Annotated in this window: 22 protein-coding genes and 2 pseudogenes; 3 read left to right on the forward strand and 21 right to left on the reverse strand. The window is 38.2% G+C overall.

Annotated features, from left to right (window positions below):
• Positions 1-24 precede the first annotated feature (24 nt).
• The 8 genes and pseudogenes from A3G9_RS0108380 to A3G9_RS0108420 form a co-directional block, all read right to left on the reverse strand.
• The gene (locus A3G9_RS0108380; protein WP_002821432.1) at positions 25-816 is read right to left on the reverse strand and encodes an alpha/beta hydrolase family protein; all 792 of its coding nucleotides are present in this window, start codon (positions 814-816) and stop codon (positions 25-27) included.
• A gap of 90 nt (positions 817-906) precedes the next feature.
• Positions 907-1,605 (reverse strand): hypothetical protein, encoded by a 699-nt coding sequence (locus A3G9_RS0108385; protein ID WP_002819630.1) that lies wholly within the window; start codon positions 1,603-1,605, stop codon positions 907-909.
• A 97-nt stretch (positions 1,606-1,702) separates the two neighbouring features.
• Positions 1,703-2,065, reverse strand: a complete 363-nt coding sequence (locus A3G9_RS1000000110590) for a hypothetical protein (protein WP_180365957.1) — start codon at positions 2,063-2,065, stop codon at positions 1,703-1,705.
• Positions 2,066-2,286: 221 nt separating this feature from the next.
• Positions 2,287-3,324 (reverse strand): HAMP domain-containing sensor histidine kinase, encoded by a 1,038-nt coding sequence (locus A3G9_RS0108395; protein WP_002822749.1) that lies wholly within the window; start codon positions 3,322-3,324, stop codon positions 2,287-2,289.
• Positions 3,325-3,371: 47 nt separating this feature from the next.
• Positions 3,372-4,045: pseudogene (locus A3G9_RS1000000110705) on the reverse strand (response regulator transcription factor).
• Positions 4,046-4,111: 66 nt separating this feature from the next.
• Positions 4,112-4,342 (reverse strand): hypothetical protein, encoded by a 231-nt coding sequence (locus A3G9_RS0108405; protein ID WP_002819634.1) that lies wholly within the window; start codon positions 4,340-4,342, stop codon positions 4,112-4,114.
• Between the two features lie 403 nt (positions 4,343-4,745).
• On the reverse strand, positions 4,746-6,062 hold the full coding sequence (locus A3G9_RS0108415) for a hypothetical protein (protein ID WP_002821428.1): 1,317 nt from the start codon (positions 6,060-6,062) through the stop codon (positions 4,746-4,748).
• 106 nt (positions 6,063-6,168) lie between these two features.
• On the reverse strand, positions 6,169-6,834 hold the full coding sequence (locus tag A3G9_RS0108420; RefSeq protein WP_002821427.1) for an MFS transporter: 666 nt from the start codon (positions 6,832-6,834) through the stop codon (positions 6,169-6,171).
• A gap of 8 nt (positions 6,835-6,842) precedes the next feature.
• Between A3G9_RS0108420 and A3G9_RS0108425 the strand changes: the two genes are divergently transcribed.
• A complete protein-coding gene (locus A3G9_RS0108425; protein ID WP_002816852.1) occupies positions 6,843-7,310 on the forward strand; it encodes a helix-turn-helix domain-containing protein in 468 nt (155 codons plus the stop codon).
• 12 nt (positions 7,311-7,322) lie between these two features.
• Positions 7,323-7,754 carry an Rgg family transcriptional regulator gene (locus tag A3G9_RS0108430; protein ID WP_226490010.1) on the forward strand — a complete coding sequence of 144 codons (432 nt, stop codon included), beginning with the start codon at positions 7,323-7,325 and terminating at the stop codon, positions 7,752-7,754.
• Positions 7,755-7,813: 59 nt separating this feature from the next.
• Here A3G9_RS0108430 and gtfA read toward each other — a convergent pair.
• The 10 genes and pseudogenes from gtfA to A3G9_RS0108485 all read right to left on the reverse strand — a co-directional run bounded on the left by gtfA (position 7,814) and on the right by A3G9_RS0108485 (position 20,027).
• Positions 7,814-9,282: pseudogene (gene gtfA / locus A3G9_RS01000000109675) on the reverse strand (sucrose phosphorylase).
• An 81-nt stretch (positions 9,283-9,363) separates the two neighbouring features.
• Complete coding sequence (locus A3G9_RS0108440; protein WP_002819645.1) at positions 9,364-10,377, reverse strand: zinc-dependent alcohol dehydrogenase family protein; 1,014 nt, start codon at positions 10,375-10,377, stop codon at positions 9,364-9,366.
• Positions 10,378-10,665: 288 nt separating this feature from the next.
• Positions 10,666-12,855 carry an alpha-galactosidase gene (locus tag A3G9_RS0108445; protein ID WP_002821426.1) on the reverse strand — a complete coding sequence of 730 codons (2,190 nt, stop codon included), beginning with the start codon at positions 12,853-12,855 and terminating at the stop codon, positions 10,666-10,668.
• 88 nt (positions 12,856-12,943) lie between these two features.
• Positions 12,944-13,906, reverse strand: coding sequence for an aldo/keto reductase (locus A3G9_RS0108450; protein ID WP_002819651.1), 963 nt, complete (start codon positions 13,904-13,906; stop codon positions 12,944-12,946).
• 82 nt (positions 13,907-13,988) lie between these two features.
• Positions 13,989-15,419, reverse strand: a complete 1,431-nt coding sequence (locus tag A3G9_RS0108455; protein WP_002819653.1) for a C69 family dipeptidase — start codon at positions 15,417-15,419, stop codon at positions 13,989-13,991.
• A 62-nt stretch (positions 15,420-15,481) separates the two neighbouring features.
• The gene (locus A3G9_RS0108460) at positions 15,482-15,724 is read right to left on the reverse strand and encodes a type B 50S ribosomal protein L31 (protein WP_002819655.1); all 243 of its coding nucleotides are present in this window, start codon (positions 15,722-15,724) and stop codon (positions 15,482-15,484) included.
• A gap of 100 nt (positions 15,725-15,824) precedes the next feature.
• Positions 15,825-17,111: a UDP-N-acetylglucosamine 1-carboxyvinyltransferase gene (locus tag A3G9_RS1000000110135; protein ID WP_002819656.1), complete on the reverse strand. Its 1,287-nt coding sequence runs from the start codon at positions 17,109-17,111 to the stop codon at positions 15,825-15,827.
• A gap of 33 nt (positions 17,112-17,144) precedes the next feature.
• A complete protein-coding gene (locus A3G9_RS1000000110140; RefSeq protein WP_002821425.1) occupies positions 17,145-18,779 on the reverse strand; it encodes a CTP synthase in 1,635 nt (544 codons plus the stop codon).
• Positions 18,780-18,972: 193 nt separating this feature from the next.
• Positions 18,973-19,560 (reverse strand): DNA-directed RNA polymerase subunit delta, encoded by a 588-nt coding sequence (gene rpoE / locus A3G9_RS0108480; RefSeq protein WP_002817721.1) that lies wholly within the window; start codon positions 19,558-19,560, stop codon positions 18,973-18,975.
• 26 nt (positions 19,561-19,586) lie between these two features.
• On the reverse strand, positions 19,587-20,027 hold the full coding sequence (locus A3G9_RS0108485) for a YwiB family protein (RefSeq protein ID WP_002819658.1): 441 nt from the start codon (positions 20,025-20,027) through the stop codon (positions 19,587-19,589).
• Positions 20,028-20,069: 42 nt separating this feature from the next.
• Here A3G9_RS0108485 and A3G9_RS0108490 point away from each other — a divergent pair, with 42 nt between their 5' ends.
• Positions 20,070-21,362, forward strand: coding sequence for an HD domain-containing protein (locus A3G9_RS0108490; protein ID WP_002819659.1), 1,293 nt, complete (start codon positions 20,070-20,072; stop codon positions 21,360-21,362).
• A gap of 16 nt (positions 21,363-21,378) precedes the next feature.
• Here A3G9_RS0108490 and A3G9_RS0108495 read toward each other — a convergent pair whose 3' ends face one another.
• From A3G9_RS0108495 to A3G9_RS0108505, 3 genes are all read right to left on the reverse strand, one after another.
• The gene (locus tag A3G9_RS0108495) at positions 21,379-21,885 is read right to left on the reverse strand and encodes a universal stress protein (RefSeq protein ID WP_002819661.1); all 507 of its coding nucleotides are present in this window, start codon (positions 21,883-21,885) and stop codon (positions 21,379-21,381) included.
• A gap of 186 nt (positions 21,886-22,071) precedes the next feature.
• Complete coding sequence (locus A3G9_RS0108500; RefSeq protein ID WP_002818298.1) at positions 22,072-22,755, reverse strand: VIT1/CCC1 transporter family protein; 684 nt, start codon at positions 22,753-22,755, stop codon at positions 22,072-22,074.
• Positions 22,752-23,432, reverse strand: coding sequence for a VIT1/CCC1 transporter family protein (locus A3G9_RS0108505; protein ID WP_002818299.1), 681 nt, complete (start codon positions 23,430-23,432; stop codon positions 22,752-22,754). The genes A3G9_RS0108500 and A3G9_RS0108505 overlap by 4 nt, the downstream gene beginning before the upstream one ends.
• Positions 23,433-23,457 lie beyond the last annotated feature (25 nt).

The raw sequence follows: 23,457 nt of genomic DNA on the forward strand, positions 1-23,457 counted from the left end.
ATTGTTATTTATTGTATTTCTCATTTATGAGTTAATTATATTTTTTAATGAATCAGCAGTTGAAAGCCAAATTGACGAAAAGGGGTCGATCAAATCAAAATGATCTGATCTTGAATCCGATATTAAGCCGACATCATCAGCTAGTCTGATTGCCTTTTTGTAGTAACCAAGAGTTAAATCAAGCGGAACCTCTTGGTCACTTCCCCCATGAACTAGAATTTGCCGGACATGCAGCGGCAATAATTCATAAGGCGAAGCCAAATGATATCGGTCAGATGCCTCTTCCGGCGTACCACCGAGAAAAGAAGAAACATTATTGCTTGTTTTTCCTTTGCTTTCTATTCTCCACATTTCTTCCAGATTCGAAACTCCAGCCAGACTAATTATGGCTTTAATAGAAGTATGCAAAACATTTCCCATTTGATCCGCTTGTTTTGTGTTCCAACGGGATGCCAACCAAAGAGCCAAATGTCCTCCTGCCGAATGTCCCAAGATAACCACACGAGATAAATCAAGTGGAAAATCCTCTTTAAGAAAAGCCAAGTAATTAACCGCGTCAATAACATCGCTGAATGTCCCCGGCCATCCTCCACCATTTTCACCAATACGACGATATTCAACGTTCCAAGTCGCGTAACCGCGCCGAACTAAATCTTCGTCAAGCGGCACAATTTCTTCAAGACCATATTCAGCCTTCCAAAAGCCACCATGAATTGTAACAACCACTGGGCAATTAGTGGTATTCCTTGGCATTCGAAAAATACCAAACTGTGATTGTTTTTTTCCATATAAAAATTTGCTTTGAAAAAAATCCATTCAAACGATCCTCTCTTTATTGATCAAAATTATCAACCAGTCGATTTATTTGTATGATAGTCCACTATATCGACAATAGATAAACATAAATCAAATCTGTTTGTATTTAAGCGATTTAAAGATAATAAAGAAACCTACAAATATTAAACAAATTCCGATCCCGATACCAAATAAGCCAGTGGCAGAAGTTGCACTCGAAGAACGTTCCATCGATAAAAGAGAATATTGGGTGAAGACAATAGCAACCAAACCATCGGCGATGTTTAGAGACTTTAAAAACAGAATGATCGGACTTTTAAAATTTCTCGACTTGACCCAACCGACAACCGAAGAGATTATTTTCGTGAAACCCATTAGGGCAATTAGCAATACAAGACTTTGATTGTACTTTTGTTCCTGACCATAAAAAAGCATATAACAGGAAAAAGCCGTAAAGGTCATTCCTAGAAGACTGTATAAAGCGCCTCCTTCTCTAAGACAATTATTTTCGATAACTAATCTTTCGCTTCTTGATAAATCCGATTTTCGAACTTTAGTATATTTATGTAAAAAATAAACTCGTATTGCAAATAAAACCATGTAATAACTACCAAATATTAAAAACCAAAGAGAGAAAAAAATTAGACCAATAATCAATTTAAAAACAGCAAAAATAAAATTAGTTATAGTTGACAAAGCATTATATAAAACTACTCGATCTGGTTTATTTTCAACGTGCTTTTGCAAATGCAAACTATTTATAATTGATTTTAAATAATTCATTACTTTACCTTTTCGATTTATTTTCATAAACTTGTTCACATCAATTTATTTATCAAAAAATTCCAAAGATCAATAAATTAGTTCTTTATTCCCCTTATCTATGTATATTAAAATTAATTTAATTTTATAAAGTTAAAAGCTTGTGCGCTTGTTCGCAGGTATCGTAAAGCAGGTCGTATAGTTTATTAATTTGCGGAGATAATTCTTGTGAACGACGAGTCTTGATATTTGTATAAACCCAGTAAGGGAGAATCCAACCGATTAATCCCGGTATCCCTAAAACGAAAGATAAAAAAATATTATAATGGAAAAGCATTACAGAAGCAGCTAAAAAGACTGAACCGAGGAAACCAATCGTTAAGGCTGTTGCCGATGCCCGAACTGTTTTTTCCCGCTCAAGTTTATCAACCTGACTTAGCTGAGCCTCAAATTTTCTTTGAAGCCTGGTTAATTCCTGCTTATTTGCAATATGTCTGTTACGCTTCAATTTAATAATCATCTTGCTATTAACGGGTTGTGCTTTTTCGGCCGATATTATCTGCCAACCAAAATTGGGATAATTATCCAGATATAAATCAACTAGCTTATTATTGATATTAATCTCTCGATATTCATAACCGATGAAATCCGGGTTTTCTTTTTTTAATATTGGGCATGGTGATTCTGTCCTTTCTTGGAATTTTAAATTGGAATTTATAAATAAAATCGTTAATCCGGATCGTTTTTTTGATCGGTAGGCAGCCAAACGGAAAACGTCGTTCCTAAATTGACTTTACTTTGTACGCTGATTGTTCCGTTTGAAAGTGAAATTATCTTTTTGGCCATTGCTAACCCCAAACCGTTCCCACTATTGGAATGCGATGTTTCTCCCTGATAAAACTGTTCGAAAACATGATCAATAACCGAGCTTTCCATACCAATCCCCGAATCAACGACTGAAATAAGAACGCCCTGATCCTGTTTTTTCTGTATAAGAGAAACCTTGCCCTTTTCAGGCGTGAACTTAATTGCATTATTTAACAAATTATTCCAGACAATCGCCAACATATCTTCATCAGCCAAAATCGGACAATGATCCAATAGATCGGCTTGAAAATCAATTTCTTTTTTCTCCCAATTTGGCTCCAACTGCAGAGCACAATCAGCTAATTGTCGGCTTAAATCAAAATAAGAAAGTTTGGTCGGCATATTTTGATTCTCTAATTTATTTAAACGAAGAATATTAGTCACCAAAGACGCCAGATTGTTGGTTGCTTCAACAATAGCCCTCAAATATTTTTGTCGTTCCTTTACAGATAAGGAATCATCATTAAGGCTATTAGCGTAGCCTTGAATAACCGCTAAAGGAGCTTTAAACTCATGAGAAACATTGCTGATAAAATTACTTTTCAATGTTTCGGTCGATCCAAGTTCAGAGACCATCAGGTTGAAATCTTCGAATAAAATATCTAAATAATCGTAATGCTCAGCATCGTGAATCGCTGGCAAGTAAACTGAAAAATCACCATTTGCGACTTGATTAGCAGCCTGGCTCAACTGCTTAATTGGTTTATCGAAGTCGCGATATCTTCGAAATGCAGCAAAAGCCGAGAAAATCGCAGAAAAGATGACCCAATAAAGCAAATACCATCCGGTGTAACCACTGATTAAAACATCTTGCCAATTTTGAGCATTAGAAGCATACAGAATACCGGGAATCCCGCCAATAATACTGAATAATAATAGCGTGAGAATATAATTACGCAAAGAAAAGTAAGATGATTTATTTTTTTTCCTCGTACCATGTCTTGTTTTCATGATCGAATAACAGTTTTATACCCTAAACCGTGAATTGTCTTAATTTCAAAAGCATTCGTTGATTTGAACTTTTCCCTCAACTTCGTGATATAGACATCTACGGCTCGAAGACTGGCATTACTTTCGGTATCCCAAAAATCATCTAATAATTCAGCCCTTGAAAAGGCTCGTCCGGCGAAAGAAAGCATTTTAAACAAGATATTAAATTCTCTAACAGTCAAAGGTATAGGAACACCATTTATGCTGGCAGAAATTTCTTCAGACTTAAGTAATAAATTTCCAATCTCTATTTTCTGATTTTGCGAAATATTGGCTCTTCTCAAAACAGCACTGATTCTTAATTTCAATTCATCCAGATCAATCGGTTTAACCAAATAATCATCAATACCTACTCTGAAACCAGCTTTTTTGTCTTGATATCATCGCGGGCAGTGACAAAGAGAATTGAAATATTCTCGTTAAGCTGCCTAACAGTCTTGGCGAATTCAACACCGTCAATTCCCGGCATCATAACATCAGTGACAATTAAATCAAAGAGATTATTATACAAAGCATCGTAGGCTTTTTGAGCATCAGCACAACTGATTACTTCAAAACCGTTCGAAGCAAGATACCGGCTGACTAATGAATTAAAATTTTCATCATCTTCAACTACCAGGATTTTGACCATTCGTGCCTCCGCAGAATCGAAAAACCATTCAATATGATCATAACAAATCAAATAGTTTCAAAGATTTTAATTACCTGCTCGAAGCTTTTTGAAATAGTTTTTACCGAAATAAAATCCATAGATAGAAACTAAAGGCAAGACGATAGAACCAGCTAATACCGGTAAGATAGAAATCCCCCAAACTGTAAGTCCCCAACTAAGTAACTGGTTGGCAGCGACAGCCCCCAAAGCACCAAAAGTCGAAGTTGTGACAAGTAATGCCCTGCTATGACGATCAGCTATGGTTAAAACCCCCAACCAGTGAACGCTCCTAATAAGATTCCGATAATAATAATCATTTTAATAATTTCCTTTCTGTTTTTTGATTAATTAAATATTTTCCACGCCACTGTGAGTAAAGCAACAACGATTACAATTGCGATTGTTCCTGCGACCATTTTGATAACTCCCTTTTAAATTAAATAGAATTTTTTTGATAGTGATAATGATTCCAAAGAGCGACAGCCAAGATGCCTAAGCCGCCGGTCATAATAACAGTGATGATCGAGATTAATATTTTCATACTTGCCTCCTTTTAATAATTCTTGTAAATATCTTTTGAACATCTATAGAATAGGGAAACTTTGTTTACGAAATGTTTTAAAAATGTTTATGAAATGTTAATTGACAAAAATCAATCACCTTAAGCTTCTTTAATAAATTAGCTTTGTTTTAAAGCATCGTAGGGCGTTTCAAATTCAATCGGGTCTTTAACAAAAAAGCCGATGTTTCTTTGCTTTAATTCTTCAATAAATGATTCCAAATAAATTTTGTCGGCAAAACTTTGAATAAAATCAAGCGACAGAGTTTCATTAACAGCCGACATTTGAATTGTTAAACCTTTCGAACCACTGATATAAGAATGAATGTCGTCAATAAAAGATTCATAAGCACCAAGCTTGAACTGTCCAATATAGCTCAAAACAAAAGTATCTAGAATCAAATCGTCGTAGAAGGAAAGCATTTTTTGTTTGTCTAAAAATCCTTTTCGCTTGTCAAGTTGATCGGATAAAGCCGTCATCCGGCTAATAGAGTCTCTTAGCTGTTGTTTCTGTTTGCTTTGTCTAATCGTATTTCGATAATTCTCAACCTGATCAAGAAAAGGAATTTCATCAGGATGTCGACTGTAAGCTAATTCAATACTGCCGACACAGTTACGAAAAGTATTTTGGCAACTGCTTCCGGCACGGTCATCCCTGGCCAGGTTGCAAATTATTTCTTTTTCATTTGGATGAACATTCTCGATTACCTTGGACATTAGCAAAGCAACAGTGATCGAAGGCGTTGCATGCTTTGATCGTGCCCACCCGACAAAAGAATCTTGATCAATATTTAATTCGTATCTGGTGCTTTTATAGAGATGTTTATCAGTTGTCAATTCCGGAAGCCTAAAGGCATCATGCTTAAATACAGGTAATGTATCGGTTGCTTTTTCCTCCGAAACAAAGGGTTCTTGTAATTCGCCAATTGACATATTTTCGGAAGCTAAACTCAAATCATCAATATCAATCGGTGGTTGATATTTTTTTAAGCAATAATAGTAAATTAGTTTTCTGACAAAAGGCATGATTCCCCGACCATCGCAAAGGGCATGATGATAAGCGACATAAATCTTTTTTTCATAAAAGGTAATATCAACTAAATGATAATTTGTTTCCAAACCTCCGAGTGGTCTCAATCGAAGAGTCTCGACGACCTTCATCGGCAGAAAATTTGCACTAAGATAAAAATCGCCATCAACTTGGATAAATTTGCTGGTTAGATAAGGGTATCTAGACAGTGATCGAAGAAGCGCCTTTTCCAATAAATCAGCGTCGACTAAATCATGCATCGACAATTCCATAATCATACTTTCGTTGCCGTTTTTACGGTATAAAAATGATTGTCCTGAACGAATTTTTTCTAAATGAGGTAATTGTTCTAAATATATCCTGCCGTTTTTCGATTTAAAAATATCTTTGTAAGTTTCGATTTCCATTTTTATTGATTGCTCCTTTGATATTTATGGAGCAAAGTATATCCAGCAAATGTTTATAAAAAGTTGTCGAATAGTTAATAAAATGTTAATCGTACCAAGAATTATTTTAAAGTCCATCAATTGTTTCCAATTTAATCGCTTTAAGACTCCAAAAGACACCGACAAACATAATGGCGAACACACATAAGAAACCAAAAGCTGCTCCTAAATGATCATTTGTAATACCAATTACTGTAGATATAAAAATTTCAATAAACTGAGCAATTCCGTTCCAGATGGAAGTCGACCTACCCATAAAACTTTTGTCGACTTCTTTCATTAGAACTGTATTAATTACGACCCTCAAAGCAGAATTGGAAAATCCTAATAAGAAAGTGCAAAGATACATAAGTAAAACAAAACGACCGATATACAAGAAAAACAAAACTAGACTAGCAAGAGCGAACAAATTTACAATAATTTTTTTATTCGGAAATATGAGGATTAACCAACTTGTAATTAAGCCTGCCAATAGACCACCAGCACCATAACTCATGTCTGCCAAACCGTAAACAACACTATTGGACTTTAAAACTGTCGAAATATAATCCGGTGAAGAAACATTAAACATCTGTGTGACAATCAAAGGCAGAATAGAAATAATACCGATACTCAAAATCAGTTTATGATGCCAAACATACATCAAACCAAACCTAAAACCAAGCGAACTATCCGACACTTTTCGAACAACGATTTTATCTTTTTTGATGCCGATAATTAATAAGGAGGCCAATAAAAAAGTTGCATATAGTTCGCAGGAGAGATCATGACAGATATGGCCAAACCTTCAAAGAATTGAGAATCGCCAAAGGAGTCAGTTTATCAAACGCTGCTAAAAACGTCGTTTCAAAATCATTTTTATCACGCTTTGAAAGGGATCAAAGCAATATTGTCTTCGATAAATTATATCGCCTGTTGCTGAACATCAATTTTTCGGTCGAAGAATTCGTCTATATAAATAATCAAAGAAACAATCGCTATCAACCTTTTCATTACGAGGATACGAAGGATTATGTCGACCAGCAAATCATTGAAAACTCAAATAAATTAGGCAAATATTATTATCAAAGATGGATAAATAACCAAATTGAATATGATTATGTAAATTTTCTAAAAGAAAAATCAATCATGGAGAAGCACCATATTGCTAAAGTTTCCCAAAAAGAAAAACAGTTTCTCTATAATTATCTTTTCGCAAAAGAAACTTGAACACACTATGAAATCAGACTATATATGAGCATCATCAATTTATTCTCTCCCATGCAATCCTTTTATCTAACACAGCAAATGTTGAAGAATGGTTCGGAAACAATTGATGTAAATTGGAATCACCAGGCGGATTTTCTATATATCATTTTGAGTACTGCCCTAATCATGGCCTTTCAAGGTAAAATTCCCGAATTGGCTCAATTGATCAAACAGGCGGGAAACTCGATTCATAACGAACAATATCTTTACGAAAAAACAGAATTGCATTTTATTAAGGGTTTACTGGATTATTTAAAAGGAGACCGAATAGTTGCAAAACAAAGCATAAAAGAAAGCATTGATGTTTTTCAGGTCCTGAACTCTCCAAAACTTGTCGATTTATATAATCGCCGTTGGCAAGAATTTTTAAACAGGCAAAAAATAGATAATAAAAAATTCCGATGATGCCGCTTTTTAAACGCCATCATCGGAATTTTTTTAAGGACTAAAGAAAATCAAACCTTTTAGATATCCTTTGTATCAGTCTGATCTTCAATTAAAATAATTTGATCATTTTCCTTTATAGTAAAGGTTTTTAGAGCCACATTAGCGGTTAATTCCGCGGTGTCTTGGCCATTGGTTGAAGTTCGAATAATTTTGATTTCATTTTTGTCGGTTGCGCTGACTTGAATATCTCCTTGAAGATCAAAAGCGGCACTGCGATTGCGCCAAGCCAACAATTTCAGTAGGCAGGCAACAATTGGTCTCTGCACTTCATTGGCAACTTCTTCTTCACTGTAATAATGACGATTTATATTGCGTCCTTCCTTGGTCTTTTCCAACAAATCCAAATCGTTTTCACCAGCCAGCAGGCCTACGTAATAGATTTGTGGAATTCCCGGGGCAAAAATTTGTATTGCACGGGCAAGCAAATAGGCTTTGTCATCATTGCCAAGAGCTGAATAATAGGTCGAGTTAATCTGGTAAATATCCAAATTATTATAGGCCGCAGATGAATAAGTCCGTTTGACGTTCGCACCAACTTTATACAGTTCACTGGAAGTATAGTCGATTTCCTCATCAGTTAAAATATCGCGAGCATCAACAACCCCGATTCCATCATGAGTATCAAGAGTCGTAAACTGTTTTTTTGGTGACATTTTCAACCATTTGGCCAATTGCTTGGGATTTCCAGAATAAAGAGTGTACAAAATTACCAGAGGTAAAACAAAATCATAGGTAAAGTAACCATACTCATTTATTTTGGCCGGGATTGTGTAATGTTCATAAATTTCCGGTAAAATTTCAGCATGTAGGGGTTCGAGAATCTTCCGAACTGATTCCAGTAAATCCCAAATTTCCGGTTCAATAAAGAAGTCATTAGTATCAATCTTTTTAATTGCATAAGCAAAGGCATCCAGGCGAATCAAATCCGCACCGTGCTTAACCATTGACTGTAAAGTATCTTTAAAAAATTCCTGAGCAACTTTGGACTTCACGTTAATATCGATCTGCTCATCGCCAAAAGTATTCCAAAGATGTTCTTGACTGCCGTCTGCAAAAGTAATCCCCTGAATCGGCGCCTTATCTTTTCTTTTGTAAATTAAATCGATATCGGCCTTCGTCGGGCGTCCTTTCGGCCAGAACTTTTCCCAACGAATAAAAAAGTCCTTGTAGCTGGAAGCATCCTTTTTTCCTTGAAATCTTGATACATAATCGATTCACGGGAAATGTGATTAATCATGAAATCAAACATTAAATAATACTTTTTTCCAAGTTCCTCGACATCCTCCCAATCACCGAAATCCGGATTGACACGAGTGTAATCCGAGGGCGCAAAACCACGATCTCCGGTTGACGGAAAAAAAGGCAGCAGATGAACTCCACCAATCGCGTCTCCAATATATTTATCTAAAATGTATTGTAATTCCTTGATATTCTTACCCATCGAATCCGAATAGGTGATCAGCATTGCTTTATTTTTAACCGGCATATTTTCTCCTTTTTAAAAGTTTTGAAAGGCCATAAAAGTATTATAAAGGAGTAACAATTACCCTTGTGAAACAAGTTGATCTCAGAAGGCGGCTTCAATATTCAAAACAGCTTTGTTGGTTCTAATCTTCCCTGAAAGGTAGTCGTTCATTTTGGCAGCTTTTAATTCCATGCTGACCAATTCGGAAGGGTCAATCTTGCCGGCGGCGATCATTGCAATAGCCGCTTTAAAAGTATAGGGATTAATAAACGATCCCTGAACCGTCAGTTGTTTTTGGAAGATTTCATAAGAAGAAACAGAAAACTTTTGTTCGGGTTTTCCAACACCGAACATTAACACTTGTCCACCATGAGCAGCGGCTTTAACTGCCTGTTCTTGAACATCGGCTGATCCGACCGCTTCAACGACAACATCATAATCCTTGTCAAAATCATTTGAACGAGCATCGACAACCTCGTCGGCACCAACAACCTTTTTAAGAAAATCAACGTGCTTTTCATCATCAAGATGACGAGTTGAAATAGTGACTTTGGAAACGCCGTAAGCTTTAAGCGTCTTAACAAACAATTGACCGGTAAAACCATCACCCAAAACAATTGCTTCTTGGAAAGGCTTGATAGCTAACAAGTCGACCCCATGGACAACACAGCTCAAAGGCTCTGTTAACGCAGCCTGTTTGAAGCTGACATTATCAGGCAGTTTATAAGCTACTTCTTCTGGGACAGCCACGTATTCTTCCAATCCGCCATTGCGAGTAACACCAACGGCAGATAAATTAGTACATAATTCAGGACGGTTCGTACGGCAAAAATCGCACTTATGACAATAAATATTCGGATCGATTGCAACGCGATCACCAACTTCAAAATTGGTAACGGATTCACCGATTTCAACAACCGTTCCCGAATCCTCGTGTCCCAAAACAATTGGCGGCACTGCATCCGCCGAACCAGGAAGTCCCTGATACAATGCTTTATCGGTTCCGCAAACGCCAACATAAGCGACCTTAATTAAAACTTCATTATTTTTGGGAGTTGGTTTTTCCAAATTCTCAACCTCCAAATGATTCATCTTATCTAAAACTAATGCATTCATATTTCTATATTCCCCTTTATTAATCAGCATTCCTATTGGATCTTATTAAACCTTTATCAAATAATTGGAAAGTCGCCGAATATCATTTAGGATACTTCACTTCGAAAACTATTTGATTAAAATCAAGATACTTTTAAAAGACGAGCAATCACAAAATTAGAAAATGATAATTCAACCACTTCTTTATTTTAAATTAAATTATTCACAAGTCAATAAGGGAATTTACGAACAAACAAAAAAGTTTCCCTTCTAAGAAACTTTTCGCATTTAATTAAATTATCGCCCGAATCAATTTTCAGCTTGAAAATAATCAACTCGACTGGTCCAATCGGCCAATTGAATCGGTGTATCATAAAGACCGATATTCATCAATTCATCACCGGCATACCTTTTTTTATCATCAGCCAGATAAATCTTATCAGGATCCAAAGCGGCCAATTTTGTCAAAGTAAATTCCGGTTGAGCTTGGGAAATTAGTTTATAACGATAAAGCAGCAACTCTTTTTTATCAGGTGAAACAAATTCCCAGGCTGTTTGGTTTCCATCAAAAGGCGATTTTAATCTGATAAAATCTCCGTACTGAATTAGTTGACGATGTTTTTTATAAAATTTAATTTGCGATTTAACGATTTCTTTTTCCTTATCGGACAAATCGGCTAAATTCAATTCATAGCCAAAGACAGCCGCCATCGCCACATCCCCGCGCATCTCAAAACTCGTTTGACGACCGGTCTGTTGATTCGGAGAAACAGAGACATGGGCTGTCATACTCGATACCGGATAAGACAAAGAACTACCGTATTGAATTTTCAAACGCGCCACGGCGTCGGTATTATCAGATGTCCAGGACTGAGGAAAATAATAAAGCATGCCGGCATCAAAACGACCGCCACCGCCAGAGCAACCCTCAAAAAGAATGTCTGGGTATCGGGAAGTAATCCGTTGAGCCAAATCATAAACACCCAGCACGTAACGGTGACTTACCTCGCCTTGACGATCAGCTGGTAATTCAGTTGAATATACTTCTGTTAAATGACGATTCATATCCCATTTGACATAATCTATATCAACATTATCAAGAATTTTGGTCATTTGATTAAAAATATTATCGACCACTTCTTTTCGAGAAAAATCCAATACATATTGCCCTCTCGAAGGCGTCATCCCTCGGCCAGGAACCTGCAAAGCATAATCAGGATGTTTTTTATATAATTCGGAATCTTCAGAAATCATTTCCGGTTCAAACCAAAGACCGAATTTCATTTTCCTGTCATGGACCTGTTGGCTCAAGGCCTTCAGTCCACCCCTTAGTTTTGTTGCATGTTCAAACCAATCGCCAAGACTTGAATTGTCATCATCCCGATGCCCGAACCAACCGTCGTCAAGGACAAACATTTCAATTCCCAAGGGCGCAGCGTTATCCAAAATTTTCTGAATTTTCTCGGTATCGAAATCAAAAAAAGTTGCTTCCCAATTGTTAATAACAATTGGCCGCTGAGCAAATTGATACTTTCCACGAGCAACGCGCTCACGGAGCAGACGATGATAAGTTTGAGACATTCCGTTTAAGCCGCTACTTGAATAAACAATCAGAGCTTCCGGTGTTTGAAAGGAGTCACCCGCTCTTAGCTTCCAATCAAAATCATACTGGTTAATGCCGGCAAGAACCCGTGTCTGGTCGATATAATCGCGTTCAAGCGTTTCTTGATGATTTCCGGAATAAACCAATTGAATGCCAATCGCTTCATCGTTAAATTCAGTTGTCGATGGATGAATCAAAGCAATAAAAGGATTCATATGATGGCTGGAGGTACCCCGACGACTTTCAAATTGAGTCAATCCATGGTGAAGCGTTTGCCGTTCGATTTGCCGTTCGCGGGCGTGAGCGCCTGGAAGGGAGATAACTTGAAAATCGCTTTTTGGAAAATCAATCTGCATACTGGCAATCTTTTCAATATGCAAAATATGTCGTCCTTTGTTAATTAATTTTGCGCTGCGGGCAATAATGGGTCGATCATTGTAGATGCTATAACTGAGTTCAACTTCGCATGCCAAGTTTTCATTCAATAGATTCACAATCAAAGTCTGAGCTTCGGAATCATCCTCGACATAAGCATGGGGAAGATTCTTCAATTCCGGTTTTCCGTCAATTATTTTATAAGATTGAAAACGAAAATCTGTTTGTCTTGCCCCGTTTTCATCGCGGATAATCACAGCTGGGGCTCGATAATCTCCGGTATTATTTCCCGACCATTCCTGCAACAAAGTATCTTTTGAATAAGTGCGATCTAAAGAACCAGGCAGATTGCCGGAAAAACTACGGTCAAAGCGGGGATTTAATCTTTCTCCAGAATAATGCCCAACTCTTTTACCAAAATAAAGATGGGCAAGCAGGTTTCCTTCTTCAACTGACATGAGATAAGAAATTTGATTATTGGATAAATGAAATACCTTTGTGTTTTCATCAAATGTGATCATCGTTTAATCCTTTTATTTTATAAACATATTTTATTCGTGAGAAAAAAGCATTTTCAATTTGGAAAATGCTTTGTCTCGACAAACTATATCAAGGAATTTTATAGCCGGCAGCCTGATAAAGGTCGTACCACTCTTGGTTGCTCAAATGAACATCATCAACTTCAGTCATTTGTTTGATATGCTCCGGCGAAGTACTTCCAAGAATTGTTTGAATATTTGCCGGATGTTTTAAAATCCAAGCAACAGCGACAGCACTTTTATTTGAATGATACTTGTCGGCCAAAGTCTGCAACTGATCATTTAGTTCTTTAAACTTAGGATTGTCGATAAAGACACCGGCAAACATCCCATATTGGAAAGGCGACCAGGCTTGAATCGTCATTTTGTGCAAACGCATATATGTCAAAATATCAAAAGTTCGAACATGGGTATCAGAGTCCGGACTGCCGTCGATATTCATTTGAATATTTTCAGAAATCATATTCGCATGCGTTAAAGCAAATTGTAATTGATTGACTTCTAAGCGCTGGCTAACGGCTTGTTGAACAAGTTCAATATCATAGGGAGTAAAGTTGGAAACCCCGAAATGCAAAACTTTCCCGGAAGCCTCAAGTTGACTGAAAGCATCGGCAATCTCTTCGGGCTCCATCAAAGTATCGGGACGGTGCAAAAGCAAAAAATCAATGTGATCAGTCTGCAAACGCTGCAATTCGATATCAACAGCCGAAAGCAAGTGTTCGCGTGAAAAATCATAACGAAGGCCGGTTAAGCCGTCACCATTAATCTGTCCATTTTTCAGGATAATGCCAATCTTTGTTTGTATATAAATTTTGTTTCGATCAATTCCGGCATCTTTTAAAGCTTGACCAAAAATTGTAGACGATTTTCCAGCCCCATAAATGTCGGCTGTATCATAATAATTAATTCCCGCGTCGAAAGCTGTAGAAACTGTTTTGGCAGCTTCTTGGGCATTTTTTCTATCTATTCTCATAACACCTAAAGCAATCTGACTTGCGTTCAAACCAGACTGCCCTAATTCGATTTGTTTCATATTTACCTCCTTTAGGCAACAAAAAAATCGAAGCAGATGCTCCGACTTAATTTTACTATGAATAAAGCAAGTAATTAAATTATTAATTATCGCTTCGAGCGAATTTATTGTTCATTAAATTGGAAACAGTGAAGAGAACCTGATCCAGGAGGTCTTCGGTTTCTTTTTTAATCTGATCGGTAATTTTTTTATTGGCTGCTTCTAAAGTAGCGGTTAATTCCTGGCCACTCTTACCGGCGGCCAACTTATCGGCGGACAGTAAATTTTTATGACCAAGAGCGATGGTTTTTTGTTGGTAACGTTCAAAATAAGCAACCACATCACGATAATGGGGATCGGCCAAAGCAGCGATGATTCGATTAATCCAGTAATAATTCTCAGAACTTACTCGATTTGTCGTATCTCTTAAATAACTTGGCGTGTCTTCGACATTTGTATAAAAAGGTACCAGCGTGTTGAAAGGCATTGAACCAAAGGCAATCCATTGAACAGCTTGATTACCCTTTGGCTTATTCGGTCGAATTTGCAAAACCGACAATTCACTCGTTCGGTTGATCCCAATGGGACGGAACATATGCTTCTCGGCCTCAGTCCCACTTGTACCATATGGATCGTAGACAGTATCTTGGTAATGACCGGACAAAACATATTTAATATCTTCGATCGTGACTTTTCTAAAGGGTTTTTGCGAAAACGGAATCGTATCACTCATGGGATCTTGTTCAACACTCGGCGTCAAAAACTTCTGCATAAACCAAGCACGGGGGGTATTGTAATGGTGATCTATATCAGCGTGCGAACCAAAAGTCAAACGACTGTTAACCTTACCGTCGAAGGACAAATTCAAATGATTGTCCCGAATAAAATCTTTTAAATCAGCAGAATAAACGAAGTTATCACTGTCGTCGAAATTGATCTCTTGAATTCCAAGCTGATTAGGAACAGTAACATAGGAATCATCCGGAACGCGTTGAGCAACCCAATGATGGCCACCAATTGTTTCTAAGAACCAGATCTCATCAGCGTCGGAAAAAGCAACACCGTTCTGTTCATAAGTCCCGAATTGTTCAAGCAGAGAACCAAGTCGCTTAACTCCTTCTTTAGCAGAATGAATATAAGGAAGAACGATTGTTAGAAAATCTTCCTCGCCGATTCCATCAGTAACCATTGGGTCAGCAGCCAAAACACGTTCATTTGTCGTGATTGTTTCAGTCGCGCTCATGGCTGCGTTTTCCGAATTAATTCCGGCTTCGCCCCAGATTCCTTCTGTTAAATCAGCATTTGGGACAGATGTATATCTAAGCGGGTTGTCTGGCAAATCGATTTCAACTTTTGAAATCTTGGAAACATAATGTTTCGGCTGTTCTTTCGGGCTAACGACAATAAACTTTTTTGCTTCAAAAGTGCCGTCGCCGGAATCTTCCGTCCTTGCAACGATTGTCGACCCGTCATAACTAGCCTTTTTACCTACCAAAATAGTTGTACACGATGTTTTTGAAAATTGATTCTTCATATTAATCTCCTTGTATATTTCAGCATATAAAAAAAGCCGCATAGCGACTTAAACTATCAGTACTAGTTAAGTCCATACTTTTTGTTGAACTTATCAACAGCACCATCGGCCTGATTGATTTTCTGCTTGCCAGTATAGAAAGGATGTGAATCCGAGGTAACTTCAACACGAACCATTGGATAAGTCTGGCCTTCGTATTCAACCTCGCCTTGAGCTTTAGCGGTTGAACCTGATAAGAATTTAGCACCAGTTGTTGAATCAACGAAAACAACCTGGCGATAATCTGGATGAATATCTGCTTTCATATTTTTCTCCTTAGTGCCCTTTAACCTGAAGTCAAAGAGTCAGTAGTAACTTTAATATAATAACAGCTCAAGCCAACCTTTTCAAGCCAGTTAAAAACTTTCAAGGCATCAAACTGGGTATGTCAACTCCTAAAACCGAGACCGAGGCTCCAAGTCCGGTTAATTTTTGTTGAATTTGTTCATAGCCTCTTAAAATATGTTCGGCATGATCAATAATAGTCTGTCCGTCAGCCATCAAGCCAGCAATCACCAAAGCAGCACCAGCGCGGATCTCGGCAGCTTGGACATCAGTCCCGACCAATCTTGGTGATTCGTTAACCTGAATAACGCCACCCTCCAAAGAAGAAATGTCGCCACCCATTCGACGCAGTTCAACAATATGACGAATCCGCTGAGGATAGATCGTGTCAACAATTGTCGAAACACCATCTGCTTTCATCAGTAGTGGACTAATCGGTTGCTGCAAATCGGTTGCAAATCCAGGAAAAGGAGCCGTTGTAATCGTCACAGGCTTTAAATGGCTGGTCGCCGGCACATAAATTTCATCTTCGGAGATTCGAAGATGGACACCCATTTCAATCAGCTTAGAAGTAAATGACTCCAAATGCTCCGGGATAACATTTTTGACTGTTACGCCATCTCCGATTGCCGCTGCTGCCGTGATATAAGTACCAGCTTCGATTCGATCGGGAATAATCGCATGAACAGCCGATGAACGTAAAACCGGAACTCCGGTAATTCGAATCGTATCAGTTCCGGCTCCACGAATATTTGCACCCATATTATTCAAAAAAGTCGCTAAATCAATAATTTCCGGTTCACGAGCAACATTTTCCAATATTGTCAAACCCTTAGCCCGAACAGAAGCCATAATTAAATTCATGGTTGCGCCGACAGAAACCTTATCAAAAAAAATCTCGGCGCCGTGAAGTCCTTCGGGGCCGGTTGTAATATAAATCGTATCATTTTCTTCGCGGACCATGGCACCGAGTGCCTTAAAGCCTTTAATATGCTGGTCGATCGGTCGTGGACCGATGTTGTCGCCACCAGGGAAAGTGACAGTTGCCTTGCCAAATTTTCCCAATAAGGCACCCATGAAATAATAGGATGCTCGCAAAGATTTTATTGCATCTTTTGGCAGAGGGGCGTCAACTATATGTGTCGGATCAATTTCTAAAAAGCCGTTTTCAAAATTAGAAGAAACATTCATTGATCGAAGAATTAACTGTAGATTCTTAACATCCAAAATTGCTGGAACCGTGTCGAAACGAACCGGGGTTTCTGCAAGAATTGAAGCCGGAATCAAAGCAACAGTAGAGTTCTTTGCTCCACCGATCGTAACTTCACCATGCAGGCGTTTTCCGCCATTGATTAAGATTTTGGTCATTACTCTTAATTCTAACTTATATTCCTTTAGATTTCAGTCTTTTAGCTTCTCCTCGTATGCAAGAGCCGCTTGAATAAAAGCGGCATAAAGTCCCTCTGGACGGTCGGGACGGCTTAAAAATTCCGGATGGTACTGAACAGCAATGAAGAAATCATTTTGAGGATATTCAATAATTTCTACCAGAGAGTTGTCCGGAGAAGTACCGGCGAAAACCATTCCTGCTTTTTCAAACTGTTCGCGATAATCGTTATTAAATTCATAACGGTGACGATGGCGCTCGGAAATTTCTGAAACGTTATTGTAAGCTTCGGCCGTCTTAGTGCCGGCTTTCAATATTGCCGGGTAGGAACCCAATCGCATCGTGCCACCGATTTTTGTGATTTTCTTTTGTGAATCCATTAATCCAACTACCGGATAAGGAGTATCAGGATTCATTTCTGTCGAATTGGCATTCGACATCCCGACAGCATCGCGGGCAAATTCGACAGAGGCCATCTGCATCCCCAGGCAAACACCAAAAAAGGGAATATTGTTTTCACGAGCATATTTAATCGCTGAAATCATACCTTCAATCCCACGCGGCCCGAAACCGCCTGGAACAATGACACCATCGATTCCTGCCAATTTTTCGGCAACATTATTATCTGTCAGCATCTCGGAATTAATACTTTTCAAAGTAATTTTGGAATCAACCGCATAACCGGCATGCTTTAAAGCTTCATGAACCGAAATATAAGCATCCGGCAAATCAGTATATTTCCCTACCAAAGCAATCTTAATTTCTTTAGATAAATGACGAATTCGGTCAACCAAAGCCCCCCATTGAGAAAGATTGGCTTTTGGTTGGCTACCAAGGCCTAATTTTTCCAAAACAACCTGATCCATGTTTTGGGCGGCTAAATTCAAAGGAACCGAATATAAAACATCCGAATCAATCGACTGAATGATTGCCTCGGTTGGGACATCGGTAAATTCAGAAAGTTTTTCTTTCATACTATCGGTAATCGCTTTTTCGGAACGAACAACAATCATGTCCGGCTGAATTCCCATTCCACGCAATTCATGAACGGAATGTTGGGTTGGTTTTGTTTTTAATTCACCGGCTGCCCGCAAAAAAGGTACGAGTGAAACGTGAATGTAAAAAGTATTGTCCGATCCAACTTCTTTTTTCATTTGCCGAATCGCTTCAATAAATGCCATCGATTCGATATCACCGATCGTTCCCCCAATTTCCGTAATAATTACATCGGCTTCGGATTCTTTTGCACCGCGAAAAATCTTGTCCTTGATGGCATCGGTCACATGAGGAATAACTTGCACTGTCCTACCCATATAGTCACCGGTTCGTTCACGATCAATTACCTCTTGATAAATCTTTCCCGAAGTAACATTAGAATACTTATTGGTATTAATATCCATGAAACGTTCATAATGGCCAAGATCAAGATCAGTTTCAACGCCATCCTGGGTCACAAAAGTTTCACCATGCTGATAAGGCGACATCGTACCTGGATCCGGATTCAAATAAGGATCGAATTTTTGAACGGTCACTGCCAGTCCCCGAGACTTGAGCAAACGGCCGAGACTTGCTGCAACAATGCCTTTTCCAAGCGAAGAAACAACCCCACCAGTCACAAAAATATATTTAGTTTGTTTCTTGTCTGTCATAAAATAAAAAAAACTCCCGACTTATTAGGTTAGGAGCTTGGCTCTATCGATTAGAGCGCCCTTATTCACATTACAGGTATGTTTGACAATCGTCAAGCTCTCTTTCTTGAAAATAAGAATTCAGAAAACGAAAGCTGAAAATGTCTTCCAATTTAAAAATCCCACTGAAATCAGTGGAATTAAAGATATCTGATTAAACCTCTTGGTCTCCATCACTCAAATCGTCAAGATCATTTTTATCTTTCAGGACATCAAGGCTTTCATCGTTTGTATTTAATTTAATTTCGCCTTCATCGCTATCGCTTCCAGCTGAAGAATCATTTGAATTTGAACTATCGGTATCGTCTTCGTCATCATCATCGCTATCGTCAGAGTCTTCGTCATCATCAGTATCGATCACATCGTCGTCATCATCATCGCTATCGTCGATACCAATCACATCGTCTTCGACTGCAGCAGCTTTCTTGCCGCGTTTCTTCTTTGGCTTTTCGTCTTCTTCATCGAGATCTTCATGAATCGACTCGTTAATTGAATCAATGGCAAACCAAGAACGCAAAGCCCATTCATTTTCACCCATGCTGATAAAAGATCCATCAGCATTTAAATCTGTATAAATCTGAACAATTGTTTGTTCGTCGAATTTTTCACCGCGAACCTTTTCAAGAGCAGCCAACAAATCAACGAATTTTGTCTGTTTGCGCTTTTCGTTTAATATCTCACGAGCTAATTCAATGTTGCTAAATTCCGCAATTTGTTCTTTTGTGTTATCTTTTAGTACCATCTATATTCCTTTTCCTGTCTAGGATGCTAATCTATCTTACTAACCGTTGGTGAAAATTGCAAGGTTAAATCGAATTTTCCTAAAGAATCCTTATCCTGAAACAATTCATACTCTATATGTAAGGAACCGGTCGCATCGACTTGATCGAAATCAACATTCTCCGTTTTAACAAGCATATCTATAATTCCCTGATCAGAGGCGTATTTTGATTCAGCCAGGTCGATTTTTTCATCATATACAAGTACCGTTCTACCGCCATGACCAAAATAGACAACTCGGGTTTTTTCTGGGGCAACTTCCAAGCGTATAAGATGATTTTCCATTTTATAAAGAATTGTATAAGAATGATCTTCGTTTAAAAGCAAGTCCCCTTGAACCGCTTGATTAACTGTCTGCTGTTCGCCGGCTTGATCAATTTTCGAAGCAATTTTGATATTAATAGCCGATTTAAAACTGTCTCTCATCATTAAAATTATACAGTTGTTCAATAATAGTCTAAAATTTAATTAATGACAACTCTTAATTCTGAAAAAGTCTTCCGAGATCCAATTCTTGGTTTTATTCATGTTGATGATTCGATTATTCTGGATTTAATTAATTCGCACGAGATGCAGCGTCTGCGTCGGATTAAACATCTTGGAGTAGCCAATTCAGTTTTTCACGGTGGGGAACAATCACGTTTCCAACATTCACTGGGTGTTTATGAAATATCTCGACGAATGATCCAAGCCCTTGACGACAACGAAAAATTTGCTAATGAAAGACACTGGGATCATGAAAATGATTTATTGGTTCAAGCTGCCGCTCTGCTTCACGATGTCGGCCATGGAGCTTATTCCCATACTTTCGAGCATTTGTTTGATACTGTCCACGAACAGTTCACTCAAAAAATTATTGTCGATCCGAGCACCGAAGTGAATGCTATTTTGAAAACTGTTTCAAATGATTTTCCAGAGCGAGTTGCAGCGGTAATTGGAAAAAGCTATCCGGATAAAAGAGTTGTTCAACTGATTAGTTCGCAACTGGATGCCGATCGAATGGATTATTTGTTAAGAGACGCTTATTATACCGGCGCGGAATACGGTCGATATGATATCGAAAGAATTCTTCGCTTAATGCGGCCGATTAAAGACGGTTTCGCTTTTGATATCGCCGGTGTCCATTCGATTGAGGATTATGTAATTTCCCGTTATCAAATGTATTTGCAGGTTTATTTCCACCCTGTCTCACGCGGAATGGAAGTCGTTTTGGAAAATCTTCTGATTCGGGCACAGGATATATTTGATAAAGATCCGGATAATCCTATTTTCTTCCCTATTATTAGACCGATTTTTGCTTTGAAAAACAAAATAGACATTCAAGACTACATTTCTTTGGATGATTCGGTTTTTAATACCGCCTTTAATATCTGGCAAAAAGTCGATGATAAAATTCTGGCCGATTTGTCCAAAAGATTCTTAGATCGTAAACCCCTCAAATCAATTGTTCTCAATGAGAAAACAAAAGACCTCATTCCAAGTCTTAGAAAGAAGATCAAAGATCGTGGATTCGATCCGAAATATTATACTGGTGAGAATGACGCAACCGATCTTCCTTATGAGAGTTATTCGCCAAAAACCGGCGAAGAGGGAATTAAATTTGTTTATCCCGATGGTCAACAGGTCGAACTTTCAAAATTGAGTCCATTGGTCGAAGCAATCAATGGAAAGGAATCAATCGACCGACGCTTCTTTTTCCCGAGAGAAATGCTTAGCAATCCGGAAATTAATCAACTTTACCTAAAATACAAAAAAACCTATTAAAATTACGAGTAAATAATTATTGTCGATTCAAGAAACCGATTTTTTCTTCATCTTCCGATATTTTTTTATCACGAATTATTGTCACTGATACAGGAGCGGTCTTTGCAATGTAACTCGCTTGAGAGCCTAAATGGCTTGACCATCCGGTTCTTGAATGTGCCCCAACAACGACCAAATCGATATCAGTATGTGGTAAAACATCTTTGACAACTGTTTCACCGGCATTGTCCCCTTGAGCGAACATTTTTTCTACTCGATCATTTTTTAAACCAAAATTTTTGGCTATCTGTTGGTAATCCATTAACGCTTTATCGATTCTATCTTGAAGCAGACTCATTTCATTAGCGTCCAAACGCGTTGTCACCGGCAGTTCATCCTCTTCAAGGACAGATAGGATTGTTAATTTTGCATGATCTTCCTTAGCTTGATGAATTGCAAAACTCAACGCAGATTGACCCTGAGGCGAGTCATCAACAGCGGCAAGAACATGTTTGAATTGTTTTGGCTTGAATTTGCTAACCATAAGTGCTCAACGTCCCCTTACAAATTAAGAAATACCAAATTTAATTTAAATCTGGTAATAACCCAAAGGCCATAAATCTGCTGAAACAAAAGCCCAGCATCATTAAAAACCGTGAAATTATTTATTATAGGTTGTTGAACCTATAATACTTCCCAAGTTAAATTATCGTATAAGCACTCCTGAGAATCAAAAAAGTTTTCCAATATAGTAGTGAATTGCAACAGTTATCAGTCCGATCACAATATTTCGAATAATTGCCGGCCGCAAATGAAACTCGCCAAGTTTGGCTGCCAAACTTCCAGTAAGAGCAACAGCAAAAGTCGTTGCAACGATTGTTCCGGCAAATTTGAGATGGCCCGGCAATAAAAGCATTGCCAGTAGTGGAAACAAACCACCCAAAGCAGCACTAATCAAAGAGCTAAAAGCCGCCCCCCATGGATTTACATACTCGCCGATTTTTAAAGTATATTTAGCGGAAACAAGCGACTCAATCTCATGTTTTTGAATCAATTCATCAGCAATAAAATATGCAGTTTCTCTGTTAACTCCCCAACTGATGTAGTTTCTAGCGATCGTTTTACGTGCATAATTTTTGTCACGATCAATTTTCCTTTGTTCAATTTTAATAACAGCTCTTTCGATCTCGCGTTGCGCAGAGACGGAGGCATATTCTCCAGCTGCCATCGAAAAAGCGCAGGATAACAAATCGGAAAAGCCTGCAACCAGAATTAAAAAATTATTACTCGTTGCTGCAGCCGTTGAAAATAGAACGCCGACAACCGTTAGAATCCCATCATTGGAACCAAGGACACCAGCTCTAATCTTGTTTAAACGCTGCTCTAAAGTCTGCTTGTTTTTGGAATTTTTCATTTATGCAGCAACCTTCCAATTAAGTATGTAGCTGTCATTGTAAATAAACCGGAAAGGACATTTCTAGTAATACCTTTTTTTCGGTCATTGTTGCCAATCCGAGCAGCCAGATATCCAGTAATTATCAAGGCAAGCAGTACCCCAAAATAGGTCGAAGCAACCTTATAAGAACGGTTAACCATTAAAATTGCCAACATTGGCAGGGTAGCACCAATCGGGAAACTAATAAAAGAAGCCAAAGCGGCATGATAAGGATTTATTTTATCGCTAATATTAAATCCGTGTTTAACGCGGACAGCTGTTTCAATCGGCTTGGTCTTCATCATTTCGCTGGCAGCCCTTTGAGCGAGTTCTTTTGAAATGTCGTCTTTAATTAAAAAATCTTTTACCAAAGAAATTTGTTGATTAAAAGATTCCTGATTAGCAATTTCTTCTTTTTCAATCGCAGCATTTTCGGCATCACGTTGCCCATGTACAGAGACATATTCTCCAGCTGCCATCGAAATCATGCCGGCAATTGTCCCGGAAAATCCGGCAACAAAAATTACCCAATTATCATTAGTACGACCCTGAGTCGCGGCAAAGACACCCAAAACAATCCCAGCTACTGAAATGATGCCATCATTTGCCCCCATCACACTCGCCCGGACAACATTTATCTTCTCAGCTAAATTCATATTTCTCTCCATATAAATAAAAATG

It is taken from the genome of Oenococcus oeni DSM 20252 = AWRIB129 (assembly GCF_000372485.1).
Classification (GTDB): domain Bacteria; phylum Bacillota; class Bacilli; order Lactobacillales; family Lactobacillaceae; genus Oenococcus; species Oenococcus oeni.

What these genes read in the sequence shown, in the direction of transcription:
- A3G9_RS0108380 (WP_002821432.1), bottom strand. Translation starts at nt 816, where the DNA reads ATGGATTTTTTTCAAAGCAAATTTTTATATGGAAAAAAACAATCACAG.
- A3G9_RS0108385 (WP_002819630.1), bottom strand. Translation starts at nt 1,605, where the DNA reads ATGAAAATAAATCGAAAAGGTAAAGTAATGAATTATTTAAAATCAATT.
- A3G9_RS0108415 (WP_002821428.1), bottom strand. Translation starts at nt 6,062, where the DNA reads ATGGAAATCGAAACTTACAAAGATATTTTTAAATCGAAAAACGGCAGG.
- A3G9_RS0108440 (WP_002819645.1), bottom strand. Translation starts at nt 10,377, where the DNA reads ATGAATGCATTAGTTTTAGATAAGATGAATCATTTGGAGGTTGAGAAT.
- A3G9_RS0108445 (WP_002821426.1), bottom strand. Translation starts at nt 12,855, where the DNA reads ATGATCACATTTGATGAAAACACAAAGGTATTTCATTTATCCAATAAT.
- A3G9_RS0108450 (WP_002819651.1), bottom strand. Translation starts at nt 13,906, where the DNA reads ATGAAACAAATCGAATTAGGGCAGTCTGGTTTGAACGCAAGTCAGATT.
- A3G9_RS0108455 (WP_002819653.1), bottom strand. Translation starts at nt 15,419, where the DNA reads ATGAAGAATCAATTTTCAAAAACATCGTGTACAACTATTTTGGTAGGT.
- A3G9_RS0108460 (WP_002819655.1), bottom strand. Translation starts at nt 15,724, where the DNA reads ATGAAAGCAGATATTCATCCAGATTATCGCCAGGTTGTTTTCGTTGAT.
- A3G9_RS1000000110135 (WP_002819656.1), bottom strand. Translation starts at nt 17,111, where the DNA reads ATGACCAAAATCTTAATCAATGGCGGAAAACGCCTGCATGGTGAAGTT.
- A3G9_RS1000000110140 (WP_002821425.1), bottom strand. Translation starts at nt 18,779, where the DNA reads ATGACAGACAAGAAACAAACTAAATATATTTTTGTGACTGGTGGGGTT.
- rpoE (WP_002817721.1), bottom strand. Translation starts at nt 19,560, where the DNA reads ATGGTACTAAAAGATAACACAAAAGAACAAATTGCGGAATTTAGCAAC.
- A3G9_RS0108485 (WP_002819658.1), bottom strand. Translation starts at nt 20,027, where the DNA reads ATGATGAGAGACAGTTTTAAATCGGCTATTAATATCAAAATTGCTTCG.
- A3G9_RS0108490 (WP_002819659.1), top strand. Translation starts at nt 20,070, where the DNA reads ATGACAACTCTTAATTCTGAAAAAGTCTTCCGAGATCCAATTCTTGGT.
- A3G9_RS0108495 (WP_002819661.1), bottom strand. Translation starts at nt 21,885, where the DNA reads ATGGTTAGCAAATTCAAGCCAAAACAATTCAAACATGTTCTTGCCGCT.
- A3G9_RS0108500 (WP_002818298.1), bottom strand. Translation starts at nt 22,755, where the DNA reads ATGAAAAATTCCAAAAACAAGCAGACTTTAGAGCAGCGTTTAAACAAG.
- A3G9_RS0108505 (WP_002818299.1), bottom strand. Translation starts at nt 23,432, where the DNA reads ATGAATTTAGCTGAGAAGATAAATGTTGTCCGGGCGAGTGTGATGGGG.